Origin of the sequence: Pelovirga terrestris, assembly GCF_014773365.1 — a bacterium.
Lineage (GTDB): Bacteria > Desulfobacterota > Desulfuromonadia > Desulfuromonadales > Geopsychrobacteraceae > Pelovirga > Pelovirga terrestris.
The window spans coordinates 40,921-62,255 of sequence record NZ_JACWUN010000018.1; the positions used below are offsets into that span (position 1 = coordinate 40,921).

The window sequence follows — 21,335 nt, forward strand, 5'->3', positions numbered from 1 at the left end:
TTAAATCCGGCGGATGTCCAGCCCCATCTCCCCTAAATTCTCATTCGCCCGCTTCAATGCCGACTCGCCGGCCAATACCGCCACGGCGCTCTCGCCATCCTGCAGGTAGCGTTTGGCAACCCGGATCAGGGCAGCAGCGTCAACCTTGAGCAATTGCCGGCGGAAGTCGTTGCGCATTTCCAGGGTAATCCCCCGGCGTAAACAGGCAAATTCGTGAGCAGCCAGACCAGACGGTGACAGGGGCTTATCGAGATCGCTGAAGACCGCCAGAATCGCCTCTTCGACCGAGACATCTTCGAATTGACCACTGACGATCCAGTCAATGGCCTCATCAAAAACCTTGAGAGTACGCTCCAGCTGTGGATCACGATAGGACAGCATACTGAACAGGCCGGCGCCACTGTTGTGACCGGCCATACCACCATAAGCTCCCCCCTTCTCACGGATCTCCCGATGAAGAAACTCCGCCCGCAGCAAACGCGCCAGCACCGTCAAGGGCGCACTGTCAGGGTCACGGTAGGGCACGGTTTTAAACACACGGGTAACATATTGAACCGGCAGGGACCAGACCAGGCCGTGGCGCTTCACTTGACCACTGAATGGCTGCAGTGCTGCAGGAGCAACCGGGGTGGAGCAATTCAAGCTTTCCAGCAGCGTCGCCAAGGCCCCTTCGAAAGAAGGGAAATGCTGCTCTTCGACGGCAACGGCAACCTGCAGTCGGGCCGGAGAAAACAAGGATTGGGCAATCGACGTCAGCATGGCCGCCAACGTATCCAGGGCATCAACTGATTTGGCCGCCAACTCCCGGACCAGGGCAATCTGCGACAGTCCCGACCACTGTTCGCGCAGTTTCGCGGCAGGGGACAGTCCAGCCGCGGCCATGCGGGCAGCATAGGTATGCCCGGATTGCGGCACTGAGTTTTCCATCGAGACCTGCATCTGACCAAGCACCTTATGCAGACGATTCAGGTCAGAAAAATCCGGCGTCAGGATAAAGTCCTGTAACAACTCCATCAGCGCAACGCTATTGCGCACCAGGGCTTTACCTTTAAGCTCAAATCCGGCGTCAAATTGATCAAGATCGGCAGGGTCATCCAGCAGTGAGGTGCGCGCGGAGATGCCGCCGGTAACCGCCTCCATCGCTTCAGCCATCTCCAGATAAGTGCGTCCTCCAGCACCAACCTGCGGGAGCAGGCTGCTAAAAACCGGCAGATAGTTCAGTTGCTCTGAGGTCAGTCCCGCAATGGAAAAATTCAGGGTTATATAACCAATGCCGTTGGTTGGCTGATCGAACCAGTAGGTAGCAACTTGCTCCTGGTCATCTTTGCTGACGATAACCGGCGCTTCTTCCGCCGGGATATCGGCAAGGGTCAGGGTTGGCAGGCAGGACAGATCCTCCGGCGCTTCCTGCGCAAGTTTCAACTGTTTTGCCTCTTCCACCAGATGCTGCCGTTGGGATTCGTCCAGTTGCTGTTGTCTGGCGTCAAGGGTGGCCCGAATCGCCGCTTCCTGGCGGGCTCCCATCTGTGCATCCGGCTGCAACAGCAAGGTGACACGGTGGGGATTAGCGAGCAGCCAGGTGCGAATCAGCCCCTGGAAAAAACCACCCCGTTCAACATCCTTGCGCAGCCGCCCCAGTTGCTCGGAAAAATTCAGTACATCCAGCGGATCGCCGCCATGCAACCAGGGTCCAAACAGACGCATCAACAGCAACAGGGCATAGGGGTAGGAGTCGCCGCTTACCTCACGGGTAGCAAACTCAAGACGGTGGATCGCCGCCTCTATCCGCTCGCCGGAAAAACCGGTCCGCGCCACCTCCTCCAGGGTATCGATCACCAGTTTTTCTATCGCCTGACAATGCTCGGGATCAGTTCCCTGCAAGCCAACCGAGAAGAAGGTGTTGCGGTAATCATCATGATAACCGGTTGCCGGGGTCAGGTTGGCACCCAGACCGGAATCAAGCAACGCTTTGTACAGCGGTGCCGCCGGGGTTCCGAGCAACAGTGACGATAACAGGTTCAAGGCCAGACGCTCATAGCTGTCATTGATGTCGACCGTCAGCCAGGCTAGCTGCACCATTGAACGCTTCTCCAGGGGCTCGCCCGGATCAAGGGGATAAAACTCCTGCACCTGAAGAGGCTCGGACAGGGGGTGCTCCAGGGGCACGTCGCTGTCGGGATCAATCCGTTCAAAACGTTGCAGCACCCGGTCTTCGACAATGCCGAGCAATTCGGCCAGATCCAGGTTGCCGTAGCTGAAAAACCAGGAATTACTCGGGTGATAATAACGGGCATGAAAATCGCGCAACTGCTGCCAGGTCAGGTTCGGGATGTCCTCCGGCTCACCGCCGGAATTGTGACGATAGGTGATAGTTGGGTAGAGATGGCGGGTCAGGCGCCGTCCCAACAAGGACGAGGGATCAGACATGGCCCCTTTCATCTCGTTGTACACCACCCCCTTGTATTCCAGCGCTGATGTGGGATCCTCCATTTCAGCGAATTCCAGACGATGTCCTTCCTGGCGGAAATCACGTTCAAGCAACCGCGGGAAAAAGGCCGCATCAAGGTAAATGTCCAACAAATTATGAAAATCCTTGTGATTCATGCTGGAGAACGGGTAGAGGGTCCAGTCACTGGCGGTCATGGCGTTCATGAAACTGTTGAGACTGCGCTTGAGCATGGAGAAGAACGGATCGCGCACCGGAAAACGCTCGGAACCGCACAACACCGTATGTTCAAGGATATGGGCCACGCCGGTCGAATCATCCGGCGGCGTCCTGAAACCGACACCAAAAAGCTTGTTGTCATCATCCCGCACCAGATGCATAAAACGCGCGCCGGTTTTCTCATGGTTTAAGCGCACCATGGTTGCGTTAATATCCGGCAAGGCATCGACCCGGTTGACGACAAAACCATGAAACTTCTGACCGGAAAAAAATTGCTGCTGCATAAAATATTTCCTTTTTCGTAAAAATTATCGGACCAGGGATAGCAAACTACTCTGCGCACCCTTGTTTATCTACCATAAAATTACCGGTTCTCAATTCTGTGCTGCTATGAAAAATAATGCTTTCGCAAAAAGCATGACGATACGCTGGCTAAGCAAAAAACGCCGTATCTGTTCAGCAGCGGGTCGGGAATCCTATGTCAAGGGACGATTTTCGTCATCCATGGCGGCAAAAACACTATGTGACAGGGGTGCCGCTCTTGTTCAATGAGCTCAGCAAGTGACAGCTGTTACTTGACCGCTTCCCAGGCAAAGTCAGTCACGTTGCGGCTGCTGGAATCAAAGTCGATGCCAATCAGTATGATCTTTTTCCCGTCAGCCAGATACTTCTGCTGGTAGTTGCGTTCTCTGATCTGCTTCAGGGCGTCACCGCTGCCGTCAACCTTGAATTCCAGGATATAGATGACATCATCCAGGCGGATGGTCAGGTCAATACGCCCCAGGCTGGTGACGTCTTCAGCGGTGATGTCGAGACCAAGGCTGGCCAGGTAGGCGTAGATGACGCTGGCGTAGTAGCCCTCGAAGTTGCTGATGGTGTTGTTGACGTAGTTGTTGTAAGGGATGGCGGCGAACAGGCTTTTCAGGGTTTGCTCGAAGCCGTCCAGATCAGCGGCCATCAGGGTTTGGAGGATCTTTGTCTGGTAGCGTGCGGATGCGTCTCTCTGACCAACCAGATAGTCCAGAATATGCTCATTAAATGCGGAGCGGGTCTCCAGATTCGGGAAGCCCAGATCAAACATGGTGAGGGCACCGACCTGGGTTTGTTTTTTAATAGTCAGATAACCAGCCTGAAACAGGATTGGTTCCAGCTGAATGTTTTCAATGTCGGAACTATCGATAAGGCTTTTGCTGACCTTCAGATTATCCAGCTGGGGAATATAGTAATTGTTCTGCTGGATCAGAGTGATCAGAAAGTTCGGAGTACCTGAGGCAAACCAATAGTTATCGAACTGCTGGCCATTCTTAAGAAACAGCAGGACATCGAAAGGGTTATAAACCGGTTCGCCGAGAAAATTATAGCCGTTGTACCAACGCCGTACATCATCCCGATCGGCTCCCTCTAAATGTGCAGCGAAAGTCGTATCCAGATCCTTTTCAGTATAGCCGCAGATGGTGGCATAGTCCGGGCTTAAACTAATATCCTCCAGGTTGTTCAGGCCACTAAAGACCGACATTTTGCTGAATTTACTGACGCCAGTGAGAAAGGCAAACTTGATGTAAGCATCGCTGTCTTTGATGATCGAGTAGATGTCACGCAGGACATCCCTGCCCTGCCTGGCGACGTCAAGTTGATCGAGATTATCAACGATAAACTTGTCGTACTCGTCGACCAGGATAACGACCTTCTGCCCACACTGCTGATAAGCGTCCCAGATCAATTGCTTGAAGCAGCCGCCGATATCGTCTGGCTTGTTACAGGTGACCCCCAGGCGTCGCTGGTTTTCATCAAGGACATTAGTCACATCTTGCTTCATGTCGACCAGACTGCGGGCGACTCCACCGAAGCTGATCTTGATGACCGGGTGAGTCGTCTCCCAGTCCCACTTATCTTCGATATCGAGCCCTTTGAAAAGCTCCCTGCGCCCTTCAAATAAATCCTGCAGAGTTGAGACCAATAGGCTCTTACCGAAGCGTCGGGGACGGGAGAGGAAGTAATAGCTCCCCTCTGTGACCAAACGATGAATCAGGGGGGTTTTATCAACGTAGGCATAATCCCCTTCTCGAATTTTGGAGAAGGTTTGAATCCCGATGGGGAGCTTGGCAAGTTGTGTCATGGATGGCCTCCTGATGATCGTCATACCGGAACCAATTTGATACCGGCATGGCAGTGCTGTGAGTATCATACCTGTTTGTTCAATCAGGTCAAACGACTATTGGCCGCCTAACCTGTCACACCACTAAAAGCATGCCGAGAGACTGGGGGCCCGTTGGCGCTTCTTTACTGCTGGCAACACCATAAAAAATCTTCACCCACTCTCGCCCACCTCAGGATTAATATTGTCCTACCGCCAAAAAAAAGATTGAATATTTATTTCCACCGTGTTACCTGTATCGCCCTCGGAGCGTAGCGCAGTCTGGTAGCGCGCCTGGTTTGGGACTTCTTCAACAATGAATTCAGTAATTTAGCCCCTATCTTCGGGGCTATTTTTGTTTATGCCTCTCCCTATGTAATACCTATCCGCACCACATATTCTTCACCCCGGAGACCGCTATCTTCTGCTCCGGTCCAACTCCGGTCACCACACCTAAAGTACCTCCAAATATCTGTCGCCATTGACGTTGCAACCGTCAGTCATATCCAGCAAGTCCGCTTCTCCGGTCCGGGGATAGGACTCCGGTACCCGTCCGGTCATGGGACGAACATTGACGCGTCAGCGATTGGCGAACCAGACCACGTATTCACGCACCGGCCAGTAATTGACGTCGTCTTTGGATGTCACTTCCAGATCGCACAGCGGCACGAACCCTGTCTTCTTACCCTCTTTTGCCTTAACGATTATTCCGTGCAAGTCATCCTCGCCCTCTATGCTAACGACCTTCATCTTGTGACCGAGTCGGAACGGTTCCGTTTTGGCTATGTCGGTGAAATAAGCATCATCATCATCTTCCACCCGCTCCAGCTCAAAAGGAAAGGCCAGGTTCTTACTTAGCCAGTTCTCCCAGGATCGCTGCTGCCATTCCAGATACTTCTTTTCAAAAGCGTCATGATCATCGGCGTCATCCCATGAAGCATCATATTCGTCGACCATTTCTTCCTCCCTGATCAGATAAAATTCGACCCACACAGTTTATACCATTAAACATCCCGTTTCCCAATTTTGGAAGCGGGCATTTTTATGTCTGGAGAACAATCTAACACAAGAAAGGAGCCCATTTATGATCCACATCCACCAACTGGACGATACCCACCTGTTGACCCACCACCCTGAACTGTGCCGGGAAGTCACCGCCTATCTGCTGTACTGCCGCCATGAGCTGCTTAAATACAGCGATGCAGACGAGCTGGAAGATCAGGGCTTTAACTTTCTGGTGCTATCGGAAGATGACGTCTCTGTGCTGTCGGAACTGGACACGCCCGAAGAGATCGTCCGCACAGACGTCCATGTGTGTGATGAACATTTTGGCTATTACCGGATCATCTATACCGATGCCGTCTATTTTCTGCCCGTCTCCCTGGCGCATCACCTCCCCTTCCTGACCACTGTCTGAACCCTATCCTCACAGAAAAAGTTTCTCGCCGACCCAGAGGAGGACCAGCAAAGGGGCACTCCTTTCGCTCAGGCCTTGCTACGTCTGCTTTTGCCGTTCCAGCGCACAAGACTCAAAAATCGTCGCACCAACAGAAAAGGAGAATAGATATGCGCCGTTTTCCCTTTACCAAGAAAGCCCTTGAGGCATTACCTCCACAAGACCCGGACAGTGTCAGTCGCGAAGCCGAATACTCAGATAGTGACTGCATCGGGTTGAAGTTAAGGGTGTCCAAAGGAGGAAGAAAATTCTTTCAACATCGGTACCGTTATCTGGGCCGCAAAAAATGTCTGACATTGGGAGAATTCCCGCATGTGTCTTTGCAGGAAGCCCGCAAGATGGTAAGTGAGCACAAAGCCCTGCTGGCCAGAACCATCGACCCATCGGAAGAGCGACAACAGAAACAACTGCATCTGACCTTTGCTCAATTTACCGACCAGATGTATCTGCCTCACGCCATGTCCCATAAACGTACCTGGAAGAACGATCAATACGCCCTGAATGCTCGTATACTTCCGGCCTTGGGGAAATACCGCCTGTCATCCATCACGGCCAGAGACATCACCCTGTTTCACAGTCAGGTGAAGGAGAAGACTTCGGCCACCAGTGCCAACCATTATCTGATTCTGGTCAAGAGAATGTTCAATCTGTCCGTCATGTGGGGATTGCTGGAAAAAAGCCCTGCCACCGGTCTGGAGAAGTTCAAGCAACCACCGTTACGGGAACGCTATCTGGAGCCGGAGGAGTTACCCCGCTTCCTCAAAGCCTTGGAGGAGCAGGATGAGGATCAACTGTCGGTGGCGGCGATCAAGTTGTTGCTGTTCACCGGTTGTCGCAAGAATGAGATCCTCTCCCTGCAATGGCATCAGGTACGCCTGGAGGAAGGGATGGTGTTTCTTCCGCTCACCAAGAACGGTCGTTCCCGTACCGTCATCCTCAATACCAAAGCCATGGAGGTGATGAGGGAATTGGCCCGCAACAATAGCAGTGATTATGTGTTTCCTTCACGGGCGGGTACCCGTAAGGGCTACATCTATGATCTGCGTAAACCCTTCGAAAAAGTGTGTGATGCGGCAGGCATCAGTGGCTTGCGGGTTCACGATCTACGCCATTCCTTTGCCAGTATTGCCATCGCCAGCGGAGCCAGTCTCTATGATGTGCAAAAGCTGCTGGGCCATTCCGACCCCTCCATGACCCAGAGATATGCGCACCTCTCCAAGGATTCCCTGCAAAAAGCCACCGAAAAAGTCTCCCAAATGCTGGAGATGGCGGGTGGGTTGTGAAACAGTGGGTGATGATGGTGGGGGCGAATACACGATCAACAACAACTCTCTCCTCATTGGAAGAGGCGTTTTCTGTTTGGAGTTGAATTTGGAGTTGGCCTGCTAAGGAAGCCCGAAAAAAATTATACACTCTACGACTCGGCAATATCATCAATCATTCCAAGGATAAACGCGTTTGCCCCGTTTCCATCTTCAGTATTATCTCGTATCTCATTGAAAAATAAGCTTGACATGTCAAAAAAATAACACCCATAATTCAAAATTATTTCTTACCTTTTTAAAACACTGTTCCTTTAAATCCACCTGATTTTTCACAGGGGAGGGGCTGTGAAAACAGAGATCAAACCATCAAACCACCACCGCCGTCGGCCCATGTGCTGACCGGCGGTTTTTTATTCTGGGCGCCCATTTAAGCGCTCAATTTGTAATCATGGGTCTGCCACAGTCATCGCCCGCGGATAGACAACCAAAGGAGAAAATGATGAGAGGGAAATGGAAACGGTGGATATGGTGTGTCATTGCATTGGGCAGTCTTGTCTTGGGTGCCTGCGGAGGCGGGGGCGGAGGTGATAAGATTGAGATGAAATTGGCTTCCGTTGCTGACATAATTGTAGATGGGGACGGGAGTGACTGGGATAACATCGAGCCTTTGGTCGTCGATAAATCTGGAGATGGCAGTTCAGAATTTACTGGCACTGATGCCAAAAGTATCTCCATGGCAATCAGTCCGGACAGAAGCACTTTGTATATAATGATGGATTTCTATGATGGAATTCCCAACCCCATTTTTGCTTCCGGTGATACACCTGATGTTGATCCTATCGTTGGGCTGCCAGTTCAGCAAGGCTATCAGATTCATTTCGATAAGGATTCAGATGGCAGCGTTTACTTCTTCACAATAATGGTAAGGTGGGACGACGAAGAGGGATGGATCATATGGAAAATCCATTCACCAATGGAGCGCCCTGACGTCCAAGATATGGCAACTATAGCCGTGAATGAAATAATTGAAATATCTATCCCTTTTACAGCGATCGGGAGCCCGAAAGAACTATTTTTCAAAGGTGAAGTTACTACTAGTGCAGTCTTAAGAAAGAAAGAAATGATCCCTGATTTTGGACCAAAGTACTGGCCTAAAGTCGTATTTCCTTAGCCCTTACTAAACAAAATACAAGGCGGAGTCAGCAATGGCTCCGCTTTTTTCTTTGCCCCATCGGGAATTATTCCTGGTGGGGCTTTTTTATTGGGCTCTTCGTCGTTTCAAGTGGGTAGAGGATAAAGCCTGTCGAACTTGAGCTTACCCGCAATGAGGTAGGCCATTGAAATCATGTTGCGAGGATTACGATAGCCACGTGCCCTTGCTTTGGCTGCCTGGATCAAACTATTGATCCCTTCCAGATAGCCAGTGGTTAACCCGCTGTCAAAATGACTCAGGATGCCAGCCCAGTGCTCTTTTACTGTTTTGGCCATCTTCTGGATAAGACCGATGCAGCTCTTGCTGGTTTTTTTGCACCATTGGTTCAGTAATATTTCCGCTTCTTGGCGGTTTTCGGCGAAGTAGACATTTTGCAGGTTCAGTTTGTGGGTGTAGGCCTCGATACTTTTGTGGCATTGATTGGCGACCATGGTGTCGATTCGATCTTGCTCTTCAAGAGTCAGGTTTTCATGGTTTTTCAGAAAGAGGAAGCGGGTTTTCTTTAAGAATTCCGGGAACTGCCTGGCCTCTTCTGCTCTGATTTTTCCCAGCGCTTCATTCATCAGCTTGATGAGATGAAACTTGTCGAAGGTTGTGACAGCGTTGGGTAATTGCTCCTTGACCCCTTTGATGAAGGCTTTTGACATGTCGATGGCTGCATCTGTTATCAGTTCCGGATCACCGCCATGCTCCTTAAGGTCGGCGACAAACTCCTTCACGGTTTCGTTATCTTTGCCTTCGGTGCCGAACATGAGCTTTCTCTGGTCAAGATCGAAGAAAAAAGTGACGTAATTGTGGCCCTTTTTAACGGATGTTTCATCGATGCCGATACGCTTAACGTCGGAAAAACCCTCCTTAGCTCTGGCGCGTTCCACATAGGCGTTGATGATTCTCCACAAACGGGTATCGGTCACCGAGAACAGCCTGGCCATGACATTTACCGGCATGTCACGAGCCATGGTCATCACCAGGGCTTCAAACAACAAGGTAAAGCCGGAACCTGGACGTGCCCATGGAACCTGAATCTGCTTCACACCGCAGCCGTCATTGGGACATTTAACCCGGGGCACACGAGCATGAAGATATGCTTCATACTGGAAGAAGTTCAGATGTCGCCATTGCTTCTCCGTGGTGTCGTACGCTGGCGCAGGGGCACCACAAACCGGACAAGCAAACGCTGCTCCACTCTGGAAATCGATGGTTATATCAAGTCGATTTGATTCCGTGGAAAAGTCGACCTTCGTGACTTCCCAAGGAGGAACAATGCCAAGGGCCAGACCAAAAAGAGCTTCAGGTTGCATGAATCAGTAAACCTCCGGATAGTGAAATTAGTGACTCACTATACCACTACCCACTCAAAGTGACGAAGAGCCTTTTATTGCCCACACAAAGGAGGCCACCATGCTGATCTTCAAGAACAAGTATGACCTTGATCGACTCACCCCCGATCATTCCTTCAATCGGTTCATCCGCGAGCACTTCGGCAAGACCGGACATCTTCAAGGCTATCTGGTGCTGATCGAAGAAGGAGACACCCATATCCATCTACCGGAATTGAAGGGACGCTTGGCCGAGATCCCCTGGGAGGGGGTTTCCAGGCTTGGTAGCTGGTTCCACGCCGTTTATCTGACCAACAACGAGTTCGCTATTGAATTCCTCATACCGGACAGACCGTGGTTGTCATCGGCTATAAGGGCCAACTTGGAAGCTCATCTTTCGGAGCTTTGACCATCTTATATGAAGGAAACCCTCAAACCATCTAAAGGAGAATGATCATGACCGAGAAACAAACATCAGACACCACCCCTCACCGTATCCTCAAAGAAGCCAAATGTTCGTCCCTCTCAGGTAATTCCACCCTGCTCTACCAGATCGGCTGCGACGATGAGAAAAATCTTTATATCCGTATCAAGGGGAACATAGATGGCGGCGGCTTCTTCAACAAGGAGTATGTCCCGCTTCAAAGTCTGCTGGAAACCATCAGTGATAAGCAAGTTCCCTTCACCTCATCTGTCTTCAAAAAGCTGTTCATCGGCAAATCCAACAACACCCAATGTTTTGTGCTGGCGGCACTCTTGGCGGAGGGATTAATCACTCAGGTCGAGAATAAGTATTTGGCCGGCGAAAAAAGGAGATATGGCGTACTGGAATGCCCTGCATCACGAGATTGAAAGCGGCGGTGTTGAGGCGCTGGTGCATGATTTGCTCAATTTGGATCTGTCCGCGTTCAACATCCGCGACAAACCGGTCACGGCAGAGCTGATGGAGCAGAAGCTGCTGAGTCTGGGAGCCTTTGAGGGGTGGTGGTACCAGTGCTTGCAGGAGGGCAGAATCGGCTGCAATGGTTGGCCAGAATTTGTGGCCACCAACGGCATCATCGAGGGTGTCATCGAGAGTGCTGACCGCAAGTTGTTCCGCAAGCCCAACGCTCACACCATTGCCAGAGACTTGTTGCGGCTGTGTCCCGGTGCGGAAAGGACTCAGAAGCAGGCACAACACGAGCGCACCAGAGGGTATAGGTTGCCATCTCTTGAGCAAGCGCGTGCCGAGTTCGAGCTGTATTTCGGCGGAGCGGTGCAGTGGGAGGATGATGGCAAGTGACAGGCTGATGGCGCACGGATCACTCGGTGACGCACGGAGCGAAACTGGGTCACCGTGCGCCGAAAGTTGAGGTTTTTCGAGGGGTTAGTCGGAACTGCACGGACTACTCGGACTTTTTCAAAAAAATACTGTTGAGGAGACAAAAAATGACCCGAACGACGACCCCGCTGCTGGCCCACGGACATCCCCAAAAAGTTTTTCCCCCGCGATCCGAGTATCCGTGCGCCGTCGGAAAAATCGATACGCTTCGAGGGGTTGCGCCGAACGGATGGCAAATCGATCCGTGCGCCGATCCGTGCGCCGGCAGCCGGTCAGCCCTCAGACGCACACTCCCTCAGGGGCACAGAAACTTTTCGCAACCTCGGCACCAGACCGGGCGACGCTGCACCGAGGCCAGTTCCGCCCTGACCGACCCCATGCCGGGAGTTCCGCCGTCCATACACAGGCACTGGGGTGTGCGATTTTACATGCCGCCAGTACCGCACAAATTTTGCCGTAACTCGATGAAAAATAACCAAAGAGGGGCTCAAGTCGGATCAAATTTGAGGGTTTCTGCACCGCCCCACTGCGTCCGCATTACTCCTGCCAAAGAAAGGTTAATCCATGAAAAAGATCATTGTCGTTTGTATCATCCTCTTGCTTGCCTCGCTGTTGCTGAACGCGGAGTTGTTCCCGCTGAGCACAAAAAATTACCAATGCAGCTATCGACCCGTGGATGCCTTGTTCACGGCTTTTGTCTATACCCCTCTGGTGCGATACAAAGAAGGCATCGGAAGCGAGATCGACTGGTACCGTTCAAAGAAGCATCGGCGGTGATGGGTTACTGCTTACGTCACTACGAGATCGGCCTGGGCTACGATCTGACCGAGAAAGACTACTGCGGACTGTCAGTCCTGCCGCCGCCCAAGATCCTGACCATCCAGGCGGTATCATCCACGGCCATGGGTAAGTATTTTCGCAAAGAGTGTGATACCTGGGACATGGGCGCGATCGATAAACGTGACAGTCGGCGATTCATCAAGGATCATCTCGATCATAGCTCCAGCCAGAAGACCTTGGCCAGCTTCCTGCGTGTTCTGTGTCCACCGGAGGCGTCATGAAGATCCTCTTTGTGTTACTGCTGTTGCTGACCGGTCGCCGGATGGCGGAACAAAGCGACGTCTTGCTGCTGGCCACAATCATCGAGGATGTCCCTCAGGTTGCCCATCTGGAGGTGAGCTACGGCTTGGTCTTCACTCACCATCAGCCGAACCGGATCATCAGTGATGATTACTATGTCCGGGAAGATGTGGCCAGAGTCTACTACGGCTTTTTGCTGGATGAGGTGAAAATCGATGTCCGCCACGGCCATCTCTATGTCCGGCTGCCCAAGCCGCAAAAGATCTCGGTGGATCGCCAAATCAAGACGGTTCGGGTCACGCATCCTTCCTATCAACCGCTGGATCAAAACGGCAACCCCATTGACATAGACGCCGTGATGGTGTCGCGGCTGAACGAAATCGAAGCCCACTACGAACACCGCACCGTCGCCATGACCAGAAACCTGTCCCGGCAGTACTTCACGGCGTTGGCCCACCGGCACGGCTTGAAGCTGAAGTTGACCTTCGCCGACTGACCCACCGGCTCTATACCGACACAGAGGCAACGTTATGTGCCTTGTCGTGAGCGTGCATTGTTCAATGGTCAGCTTCAAAGGCTCAATTTTGGGGATAATTCAACCGGGAGATGAAATATTATTTTTCACAAACGATTACGTTTTTTCTCATTTAGGCCTCTCCAGTCAGAAATTTTTCAGATGGGATGTGTATAGTTCAAAAAAGACGATTGGACGACAAAATGAAAACTACACCACACAAGAATATCTAACCGTCGATCTCGGCTTTGTGCTGACCGGCGGTTTTTGTTTTCATCAAACAACACAGGCCCCATCTACAAACTGCCACCGTGGCAAGTGTAACATTGTTATTTACTGCATTGAAAAGCAACACCATACACAAGGAGGTAAAAATGAAGAACAAGTGGACAAGGCTATTATTGGTCGGAATTGCGATGGTCAGTTTAATTCTGGGCGCCTGCGGTGGAGGTGGTGGAGGTGGTGGTAGCAACGAGAGCCTTGCCTCTACGAGTTACACCGGTGAGCGATCCCAAGCCTACCTCAACGCAGAAAATGCCGAAACTTTGGTTTTGGGTGCTTACGAGGGTCTAAACTCCGAAAGCATTGTCCCTTTAGCCTTGGAAACATCTACAACCACCGAAATTGGCATTGAGGATCCCTATCACCTGAAGACCTTAATGACGCGAACCCTTCTTTTGGCACAAACAGATAACCAAATCACCATGCTGAATGTGTTTGAACCTTGGGAGTTCTGCAATAACTATCCGGCAGGATACACAACGGACACTATCAAAGAAACAAATACCGGCCTACAGGGAGACATCAACTTCTTCAACTGTAACGCTGAGGACGGGGGCGACGTCATCATCATTGACGGCAAGATGACCCTCTCTTTGGTCGAAGAGGGGAACTTGATCAAGGTATCAATGACGATGAATCCCCTTTACATGGTCAGTGGCGTCGATAGGTACGCTCTATACGGAAAAATTGGTGGCACAACCAATAAAAACGACATGACCAGCATCGTCTTGACAACTGACATCACCATGCAAGAAACGTCCGGACGAACTTACTGGCTCAATAACTACAGGATGGATTCCGCCGAAAAATATGATGTTACCGGTACACACTGGGGAACGGAACTAACTATCAGTGGAAGATACTATAGCAATGATCATGGATATGTCGACTTCGCAACCGAGGAGGTCATTTTTATGCCTTTCAATGATCTTGCTCCTGCCCACGATGGTCTCATCAAATTCACCGGTAGCAACGGATCTCATGCCTATCTCTGGCTGGGGGAAAACCAGGATGACTACTGTATCAAAGTGTTCAATGATTCAGGCGTGGTCGATATCGGCACCTGTACCTCCGAGAATGATGGTGGAGATACCGTTACTGAAAAAGGTCAGCTTGCCATTAACGAGACACACAACCTTCAAATAGAGGCCTACGCAACTGATAGGTATTCTTTCATACCTTCCGTAACTGGTACATATACAATCGCAATCACCAATGCCCAATCTGATTTATCATGGATGCTCTCGAAATCGCCAAATTGGGACGATGAGGAAATTTATTTTTGTGATAGTTCCCTTAATACCTCAGATGAAATCTGTACTCCGGACGAAGTTCTCATAGCAGGTCAAGAATATTATTTGTTCATTGATGAGTGGGACAATGTTAGTGGGACTTATAATCTTTTCATCAGTCCAACGCAAAACGGTGGAGATACCGGTGGCGAAAATGATCTCAATTTTTTGGGGACCACTACCCCATTATCATATCTTTATTTTGATAACTATGGTGCATTGAATGATGGGTATAATATCGACTTATTCCTGACGTCCTTCCAAGTTAATCCGGGCGGAACAACAACTTGGAATGGTCGCGGTGTTTATCTCGAAATGTTTTTCCCCACAAACTCTGTCAATCCTGGAACCTATACGTGGTCGACGTCAGAAGCGGCTGGGACATTTTCAGGATTCTCTGACATATCTGTCTTCGGAGGAGGTAGTATCCTCACTGAATATTCGATAACCGGCGGGACCGTCACAATTTCAAGAAACGGCCCAAATTACATTATTAACGGCACTGTCACAACTTCTGCCGGGGCGGCCACATTCTCCTACAATGGCCCACTGTCTGGCAATTGGTAGGATTCACTCCTTCTTCAATAGTATGTCATTATGCTTGATGGAATATAAGTAAAACTAAGGGCGGAGTCAGCAATGGCTCCGCTGTATCTTTGCTCCTTTGGGAATCCACCCCGGTGGTACTCACCACAAGAAATTCATCCGGCAATCCACCGGCAGCTCCCTTGGCTCCAGAGGGGCAGGATTAATATTGTCCTACCGCCAAAAAAAAGATTGAATATTTGTTTCCACCGTGTTACCTGTATCGCCCTCGGAGCGTAGCGCAGTCTGGTAGCGCGCCTGGTTTGGGACCAGGATGTCGGAGGTTCGAATCCTCTCGCTCCGACCATTAAAAAATACGTCGACCATCTGGTCGGCGTTTTTTTTATAGCATGAGAGAGGATTCGAAGCGTAGCGAGCGCTGACTTAATGTCAGAAAAGCGGCCATGGAGGGCCGCGTCAGCGAGCGCAGGGGAGCCTACGCAGGAACCCGCCGGATGCGGGTGACGTAGTAGGCGAATCCTCTCGCTCCGACCATTAAAAAATACGTCGACCATCTGGTCGGCGTTTTTTTATAGCATGAGAGAGGATTCGAAGCGTAGCGAGCACCAATAAAAAAGCAGAAGGCACAACCCAAAAACTGGATTGTGCCTTCCGTTGAGCAGGTATAAGCGTGGAGCATCCTTAAGATCAGCTTGTCGACATACCTGTGACCCGCTCTTCCATCAAGCGGAAAAGGCCGTTATAACCCTGACTGCGAATGATCTCAGCGTAGCTGGCTCGGTAGTTCATGATCAGGCTGACGCCGTCAATCACAATATCAAACACCCGCCAACTCTGCTGTTCGTACACCATGCGATACTGTACCGGCAGCTGCAGCTCATCGGCAATAATCAAGGTATCGACGATGGCGCGATCATCCTTGACGCGCTGCTGCAGATACCTGACCGTTCCGCCGCTATAATCATCAATACGGTTCAAATAGGTTTCTTCAAGTATCCGGGTAAACAGATAGGTAAAATGATCGCGCTGTTCCTGGGTGGCACTGCTCCAATAGGTCCCAAGGGTGCGTTGCGACATGGATTCGATACTGAGGAAGCGTTGGGCGCGGCCACTGACCTGTGCTTTTTTTTCAGCCAGACTCAGGCTGGAATTGTCGAGAATTTCCAGAACCGAATTGACCATCGACTCGACGGCATTAAGCGGATCGGGCTGGGCAAAAACCGGAACTGCCGGAAAAAACAGCAACATGGTAATTATAATTTTTTTCATCATTGCCATAAATTAAACCACTCCAAAGGGTTAAAGAATTCATTATCAAAAACGGGAGCCTGAAGAATATTGAGATTATATACCGGTTCACCAATTTGTGCCAGTCGGCGTTGGGCGTAGGCCGACCGGATAAACAGATACGGGTCCAGGGCATCACGTTTTATCCCCTCGTAGGTATCTCTATCGAGTGACAATCGGTTGGTTGATTCAAACACCCGGACAAGGAGAAGGTCTTCGGTTGCCAACCCGGCATAGCGAACAGGGCCGACATACGAATCGACAAAAGTACCGGTACCATCGCGCAGGCTGGATGGCCCGACAATCGGTAACACCAGATAAAAGCCATGGCCAAAACCGTACTTCCCAAGGGTCTGACCAAAATCCGCCGGAGCCCGTCGCACCTCTGCGACACTGGTAGCGGGATCGAATAACCCCGCAACACCGATGGTACTATTAACGATAAAGCGATAGGTTTCGGTCCCAACATTAGTCAGATTGAGCTGCAACAAGGCGTTGGCAACGCGTACCGGGGTAGCGACATTACTGAAAAAGTTACTCACCGAAACCCGGGCGGGACGCGGAACAATCGCACCATAGCCACGAGCTAATGGTTTAAACAGGTAAAAATAGAGCTTGTCGTTGACCCAGAACACCCCCCGATTAATCGGCTCAAAGGGGTCAGCAATGAGCTTGATCGGTGCATCCCAATCGTCAAAATCTGCGTCAAAACCTGAATCCAGGCCCTTTTGTGGCTCAGCATTTAAAAAATCGTCACCAGATTGAGTGGTTGAGCCGTTCGCGTAGGTTGATGCTGGCAGCTTAGCATCTGCCTGGGATGGCCCAGATCGGGTCGCAGCGCAACCAGTCAAGCTGAAGGCGACGACAACAATCAGTAGCAATAAACGGATGAACATCTTCCCCTCCTGATACTGGTTCGTTTTTCCACAACCAACAGGCCGGGAGCCTGGTTACGGTTAGGTAGCTGAACCTGTAAGACATCGTATTTATTGCTATCGAGGGCGGAAAAAAAGCGTTCAACACAGATCGCCTCTTCAGCCCCACCGACATGCCCGGGATAGATCACAACCGCCATCCTTCCACCGACAGCAAGCCCGGCAAGTGCCTGATGAAGGGCAGCCAGAGTGGTATCAGGCCGGGTCATCAGCTGCTGATCACCACCGGGTAAATAGCCCAGATTAGCGATAATGGCCGTTGGAGCGTTAAAGACAATATCAGCATAACGGCTATGACAGCAATAAAGCAGATCAACGCCGGGCCGGCTGGCCAACAAGGGTAGCCCGGCTTGATCTACCATTCGCACCGTCGCGCCGCTTGCCGATAAACGTTGCTGCGTCTGTATCAGCGCATCCTGCTGCACATCGAAAGCGACGACCTGCCCCTGCTCGCCAACCATCTGCCATAGGGCCAGAGTATCCTGACCACGACCAGCCGTCAGGTCAACAGCAAGATCGCCGGGAGAAAGCACCTCGGCGAGCAGCTCATGACTCCAGGGGACAATACGACTCAAACTACCTTGATGGCTCGCATTCTGTTTCATCACTCAGGACAAGCTCCCAATTTCAGACAAGTTGACGCGCAACCAGCATACCGGCAAAAGCACCAGTCAGACTCAAGCTCACATTCAATAGAACATTGGCAACTGCCGGCCAGTGATTCCCCTCTTCCAGCAACATCAGGGTCTGATAGGAAAAAGTCGAGAAGGTGGTGAAGCCACCAAGAAAACCAACCGACAAACCCAGACGCAGATCAGGGGAAACAGGAAACTGACGCATCCCCATGGTGAGCAGCAACCCGAGTAGAAACGATCCCAACCCGTTCACCAGCACTGTTCCATACGGAAAATCACGCCCTGCCAGGTGCTGCGTCCAGATCGTCAGCAGATAACGCGCGATACATCCAAGGCCGCCAAACAGTCCGATATAGAGTATTTTCATAAACAATCAGCCATTCCGGCAGTCGGTAAAAATGTGGCGTCATTATCAATAAGTAGGCTGGACCTGTCAACAAGGGGATGGGATCAATAACCATCAGCCAAGATCATTGACAAAAAGCTACGGATTCCGTAGGTTGCAGCAGTGTCAGTTGTTCGATTACTTGAAGGAGCCTAGCCGCATGACCGGTTTTTTTAAACTCTCTATCCTGATCCTGATCATTATCCTGTCCAGCGCCTGCAGCAGCTCCCGCCCCACCCCGGAACAGAACGCAGAGAAGCTGTTCCAGTCAGCAGAGCGCCTTTTAGAACGGGGCCTGTGGGAAGATGCCCTCACCGCCTGGGAGCAGGTGCGTGATGCTTATTATACCCCTGAGCTGAGCATGCTGGCAGAGCTCAAGATAGCCGAAACCTACTATCTGGCAGAACGCTACCCTGAAGCGGCGACCAGTTACAAAGAATTTCTGCGACGTTACCCTGAGGACTTTCGGGCTTCGACGATTTTATTCCGTCTCGGCCAGAGCTACTACCGCCAGATTCTTTCGCGCGATCGTGACCAGACCAACACGCGCAATGCCCTCAACACCTTCGAAGATTTTTTGCGCAAGTACCCCAACGATCCCAATGCTGCTCAGGCGGAACAGCTGGCCTTGCGAGCTAGAACGCGACTGGCAGACCACGAAGTGTATGTCGGCAGATTTTATCTGCAACGCAAGCACTACCGGCCGGCGATTCAACGCCTGGAGAATATCCTGACCCAGTTTCCCGAATACTATTATCGTGACGAGGCTTTCTTTTTTCTTGGACGCGCCTATCTGGCAGCCGGACAAACAACCGAGGCCCAGCAGATTCTTACCCAACTGGTTAAGGAGTTTCCAGCCAGCACTTATTACGACAAGGCGTTTAAGTTGCTTGGGGAGAAAAGCTGACCCATGATCAGCTAATACGGATTAAGATTTATTTTGTCTGCCCGGAGCCGCTCTAACGGCCCGGGTATTTTTTTACCAGAAATGATAATTTAACACCTGATATCCAGATTTTCCCTTGACTTGCCGGACTTCACCAGTATATAAGAAACGCTGTTATTTTCGAGCCGGAGACCTGATTGCGTAAAATATCGGTAAAATCCGTCTCGCAATTTAACTTCTCTTTTAAAGTCAATACGTTAGACCGCATATAGCTGAACATAGCACTGTTTTAACAGCGCTTTAACTGGTGCATGTCGCACCACTGATTCCCGTGACAGGAGGAGAGAGAATGTCCGAATTCGGAACACTTGAGGATCGTGTACGCCGCAAGTCCCTGCTCAGCAAAGTAAGGACTCCAGAAGAATGCATCGAGTTTTTCACACCAGGTCAAAACCTGTTGTGGTCCGGGTTTACTCCCGCCGGCTACCCGAAGGCCGTGCCAATCGCCTTGGCTGACCATGTCGAAGCGAATAATCTTCAGGGCAAGTGGAAGTTCAATCTGTTTATCGGTGCGTCAGTGGGTGCTGAAACGGAAGATCGTTGGGCAACCCTCGACATGATTGATCGTCGTTGGCCGTACCAAACCGGTAAAAATATCGCCAAAGGGATCAACGAAGGACGCATCCGCATGGGTGACAAGCACCTTGGTCATTTTGCCCAGGATGCCGGTTATGGTTTCTATACCAAAAACGGTCGCTATGATATCGGTATTGTTGAGGTTTCTGCAATTACCGAAGACTGTGGCCTGTCCCTGACCACCTCCTGCGGTATCGTTGCCGAAGCTCTGCATCTGTGCGACAAAATCATCATCGAAGTGAACACCGGACAGCCTTCCTTTGAAGGGATCCACGACATTGCCATGCAGCAGAAGCCACCAAATCGGGCGCCCTTCCTGATCACCCAGGCACAAACCCGCATCGGTACCCCCTATGTTCCTTGTGATCCTGATAGAATTGTCGCCATTGTTGAATCCAAGCGCCGCGACAAAGGCCGTGCCTTCGCTGATATGGATGACACCTCCGAAGCCATTGCCGGCCACATCATGGAGTTTTTCGCCCACGAAGTGAAAATGGGCCGTCTGCCCGAAAACCTACTCCCTCTGCAGTCCGGTGTCGGCTCTATCGCCAACGCCGTTGTCGGTGGTCTGGCTAAAGGTCCATTCTCCAACCTGTCGGTTTACACCGAGGTCCTGCAGGACACCATGCTCGACTTCTTTGACGGTGGCAACCTGAACTTTGCTTCGGCTTGTTCTTTGTCTCTGTCGGAAAATCCCGGTTTCCCGCGCTTCTTTGATAACTGGGAAAAATATTTTGACAAGATCGTTCTGCGTCCCCTGTCGATCTCCAACGCGCCGGAACCCATTCGCCGCCTTGGGGTTATCGCTATGAACACGCCGGTTGAGTTTGATATCTACGCTCACGCCAACTCCACCCTGGTCGGCGGTACCCGGATGATCAACGGTCTTGGTGGTTCCGGTGACTTCCTGCGTAACGGCTACATCAAGATGATGCACAGCCCGTCGGTACGCCCAAGCAAGACCGATCCAATGGGCATCACCTGCGTAGTTCCCAAGGCTCCACACATCGACCATACTGAGCACGACCTCGATGTTCTGGTGACCGAGCAGGGCCTGGCCGACCTGCGTGGCGTTGCACCGAAAGAGCGTGCCAAGCTCATCATCGAAAAATGTGCGCACCCTGAGTACAAGCCAATCCTCAATGATTATCTGGAAATGGCTACGAAAGAGTGTCTGGCCAAAGGTGTCGGCCACGAGCCACAACTGTTCGACCGTGCCTTCAAGATGCAGCAGAATCTGGCCCAGAACGGCACCATGCGCATCAAGAACTGGGATATCAAGATTGACCTGTGTGAATAGCAGATAAAGGTTTTACGCTTTAATGCGATGACCCCGCTGGATTAATTCCGGCGGGGTCTTTTTTTATGTGCGCCCGGCAGGGCGCGTGGTGCTCAAGCACCATCCATTTGGCTGTGGTGACCAAATGGTGACTTGGAGGTGAAAGTCCTCTGCGGACCCTGATGACGGGAACCGCTAGCCGAAC

The 21,335-nt window shown here is 51.2% G+C and carries 20 protein-coding genes and 1 tRNA gene; 13 read left to right on the top strand and 8 right to left on the bottom strand.

Annotated features, from left to right (window positions below):
- From ICT70_RS13400 to ICT70_RS13410, 3 genes are all read right to left on the bottom strand, one after another.
- Positions 1-2,949, bottom strand: a complete 2,949-nt coding sequence (locus ICT70_RS13400) for an insulinase family protein (protein ID WP_191157472.1) — start codon at positions 2,947-2,949, stop codon at positions 1-3.
- A gap of 287 nt (positions 2,950-3,236) precedes the next feature.
- The gene (locus ICT70_RS13405) at positions 3,237-4,781 is read right to left on the bottom strand and encodes an ATP-binding protein (RefSeq protein WP_191157473.1); all 1,545 of its coding nucleotides are present in this window, start codon (positions 4,779-4,781) and stop codon (positions 3,237-3,239) included.
- 597 nt (positions 4,782-5,378) lie between these two features.
- Positions 5,379-5,756 (bottom strand): calcium-binding protein, encoded by a 378-nt coding sequence (locus ICT70_RS13410; protein ID WP_191157474.1) that lies wholly within the window; start codon positions 5,754-5,756, stop codon positions 5,379-5,381.
- A gap of 127 nt (positions 5,757-5,883) precedes the next feature.
- Between ICT70_RS13410 and ICT70_RS13415 the strand changes: the two genes are divergently transcribed.
- The 3 genes from ICT70_RS13415 to ICT70_RS13425 all read left to right on the top strand — a co-directional run bounded on the left by ICT70_RS13415 (position 5,884) and on the right by ICT70_RS13425 (position 8,691).
- The gene (locus ICT70_RS13415; protein ID WP_191157475.1) at positions 5,884-6,216 is read left to right on the top strand and encodes a hypothetical protein; all 333 of its coding nucleotides are present in this window, start codon (positions 5,884-5,886) and stop codon (positions 6,214-6,216) included.
- A 149-nt stretch (positions 6,217-6,365) separates the two neighbouring features.
- Positions 6,366-7,538: a tyrosine-type recombinase/integrase gene (locus tag ICT70_RS13420; protein ID WP_191157476.1), complete on the top strand. Its 1,173-nt coding sequence runs from the start codon at positions 6,366-6,368 to the stop codon at positions 7,536-7,538.
- 478 nt (positions 7,539-8,016) lie between these two features.
- Positions 8,017-8,691 (top strand): hypothetical protein, encoded by a 675-nt coding sequence (locus ICT70_RS13425; protein WP_191157477.1) that lies wholly within the window; start codon positions 8,017-8,019, stop codon positions 8,689-8,691.
- Positions 8,692-8,798: 107 nt separating this feature from the next.
- Here the strand turns inward: ICT70_RS13425 and ICT70_RS13430 are convergent, their stop codons facing one another.
- The gene (locus tag ICT70_RS13430) at positions 8,799-10,034 is read right to left on the bottom strand and encodes an ISL3 family transposase (RefSeq protein WP_191157478.1); all 1,236 of its coding nucleotides are present in this window, start codon (positions 10,032-10,034) and stop codon (positions 8,799-8,801) included.
- A 100-nt stretch (positions 10,035-10,134) separates the two neighbouring features.
- Here ICT70_RS13430 and ICT70_RS13435 point away from each other — a divergent pair, with 100 nt between their 5' ends.
- The 8 genes from ICT70_RS13435 (at position 10,135) to ICT70_RS13470 (ending at position 15,433) form a co-directional block, all read left to right on the top strand.
- Positions 10,135-10,461: a hypothetical protein gene (locus tag ICT70_RS13435; protein ID WP_191157480.1), complete on the top strand. Its 327-nt coding sequence runs from the start codon at positions 10,135-10,137 to the stop codon at positions 10,459-10,461.
- A gap of 47 nt (positions 10,462-10,508) precedes the next feature.
- Positions 10,509-10,904, top strand: a complete 396-nt coding sequence (locus tag ICT70_RS13440; RefSeq protein ID WP_191157482.1) for a hypothetical protein — start codon at positions 10,509-10,511, stop codon at positions 10,902-10,904.
- Complete coding sequence (locus ICT70_RS13445; protein WP_191157484.1) at positions 10,870-11,334, top strand: Clp protease/crotonase-like domain-containing protein; 465 nt, start codon at positions 10,870-10,872, stop codon at positions 11,332-11,334. Before ICT70_RS13440 ends, ICT70_RS13445 begins: the two co-directional genes overlap by 35 nt.
- A gap of 603 nt (positions 11,335-11,937) precedes the next feature.
- On the top strand, positions 11,938-12,150 hold the full coding sequence (locus ICT70_RS13450) for a hypothetical protein (RefSeq protein ID WP_191157486.1): 213 nt from the start codon (positions 11,938-11,940) through the stop codon (positions 12,148-12,150).
- Positions 12,150-12,434, top strand: a complete 285-nt coding sequence (locus ICT70_RS13455) for a hypothetical protein (RefSeq protein WP_191157488.1) — start codon at positions 12,150-12,152, stop codon at positions 12,432-12,434. Before ICT70_RS13450 ends, ICT70_RS13455 begins: the two co-directional genes overlap by 1 nt.
- The gene (locus ICT70_RS13460) at positions 12,431-12,949 is read left to right on the top strand and encodes a DUF4230 domain-containing protein (protein ID WP_191157490.1); all 519 of its coding nucleotides are present in this window, start codon (positions 12,431-12,433) and stop codon (positions 12,947-12,949) included. Before ICT70_RS13455 ends, ICT70_RS13460 begins: the two co-directional genes overlap by 4 nt.
- Positions 12,950-13,341: 392 nt before the next feature.
- On the top strand, positions 13,342-15,108 hold the full coding sequence (locus ICT70_RS13465) for a hypothetical protein (protein WP_191157492.1): 1,767 nt from the start codon (positions 13,342-13,344) through the stop codon (positions 15,106-15,108).
- Positions 15,109-15,356: 248 nt separating this feature from the next.
- Positions 15,357-15,433, top strand: a tRNA-Pro gene (locus tag ICT70_RS13470).
- Positions 15,434-15,774: 341 nt separating this feature from the next.
- Here ICT70_RS13470 and ICT70_RS13475 read toward each other — a convergent pair.
- The 4 genes from ICT70_RS13475 to crcB are packed head-to-tail and all read right to left on the bottom strand — an operon-like array spanning position 15,775 to position 18,311.
- On the bottom strand, positions 15,775-16,365 hold the full coding sequence (locus ICT70_RS13475) for an MlaC/ttg2D family ABC transporter substrate-binding protein (RefSeq protein WP_191157494.1): 591 nt from the start codon (positions 16,363-16,365) through the stop codon (positions 15,775-15,777).
- The gene (locus ICT70_RS13480) at positions 16,356-17,270 is read right to left on the bottom strand and encodes an MlaA family lipoprotein (protein ID WP_191157496.1); all 915 of its coding nucleotides are present in this window, start codon (positions 17,268-17,270) and stop codon (positions 16,356-16,358) included. The genes ICT70_RS13475 and ICT70_RS13480 overlap by 10 nt, the downstream gene beginning before the upstream one ends.
- Positions 17,246-17,914: a tRNA 5-(aminomethyl)-2-thiouridylate-methyltransferase MnmM gene (gene mnmM, locus ICT70_RS13485; protein ID WP_191157498.1), complete on the bottom strand. Its 669-nt coding sequence runs from the start codon at positions 17,912-17,914 to the stop codon at positions 17,246-17,248. Before mnmM ends, ICT70_RS13480 begins: the two co-directional genes overlap by 25 nt.
- A gap of 22 nt (positions 17,915-17,936) precedes the next feature.
- Positions 17,937-18,311: a fluoride efflux transporter CrcB gene (gene crcB, locus ICT70_RS13490; protein WP_191157500.1), complete on the bottom strand. Its 375-nt coding sequence runs from the start codon at positions 18,309-18,311 to the stop codon at positions 17,937-17,939.
- A gap of 178 nt (positions 18,312-18,489) precedes the next feature.
- Here crcB and ICT70_RS13495 point away from each other — a divergent pair, with 178 nt between their 5' ends.
- Positions 18,490-19,236: an outer membrane protein assembly factor BamD gene (locus tag ICT70_RS13495; protein WP_191157502.1), complete on the top strand. Its 747-nt coding sequence runs from the start codon at positions 18,490-18,492 to the stop codon at positions 19,234-19,236.
- A gap of 328 nt (positions 19,237-19,564) precedes the next feature.
- On the top strand, positions 19,565-21,151 hold the full coding sequence (locus ICT70_RS13500; protein ID WP_191157504.1) for an acetyl-CoA hydrolase/transferase C-terminal domain-containing protein: 1,587 nt from the start codon (positions 19,565-19,567) through the stop codon (positions 21,149-21,151).
- The last annotated feature ends 184 nt before the right edge of the window (positions 21,152-21,335 follow it).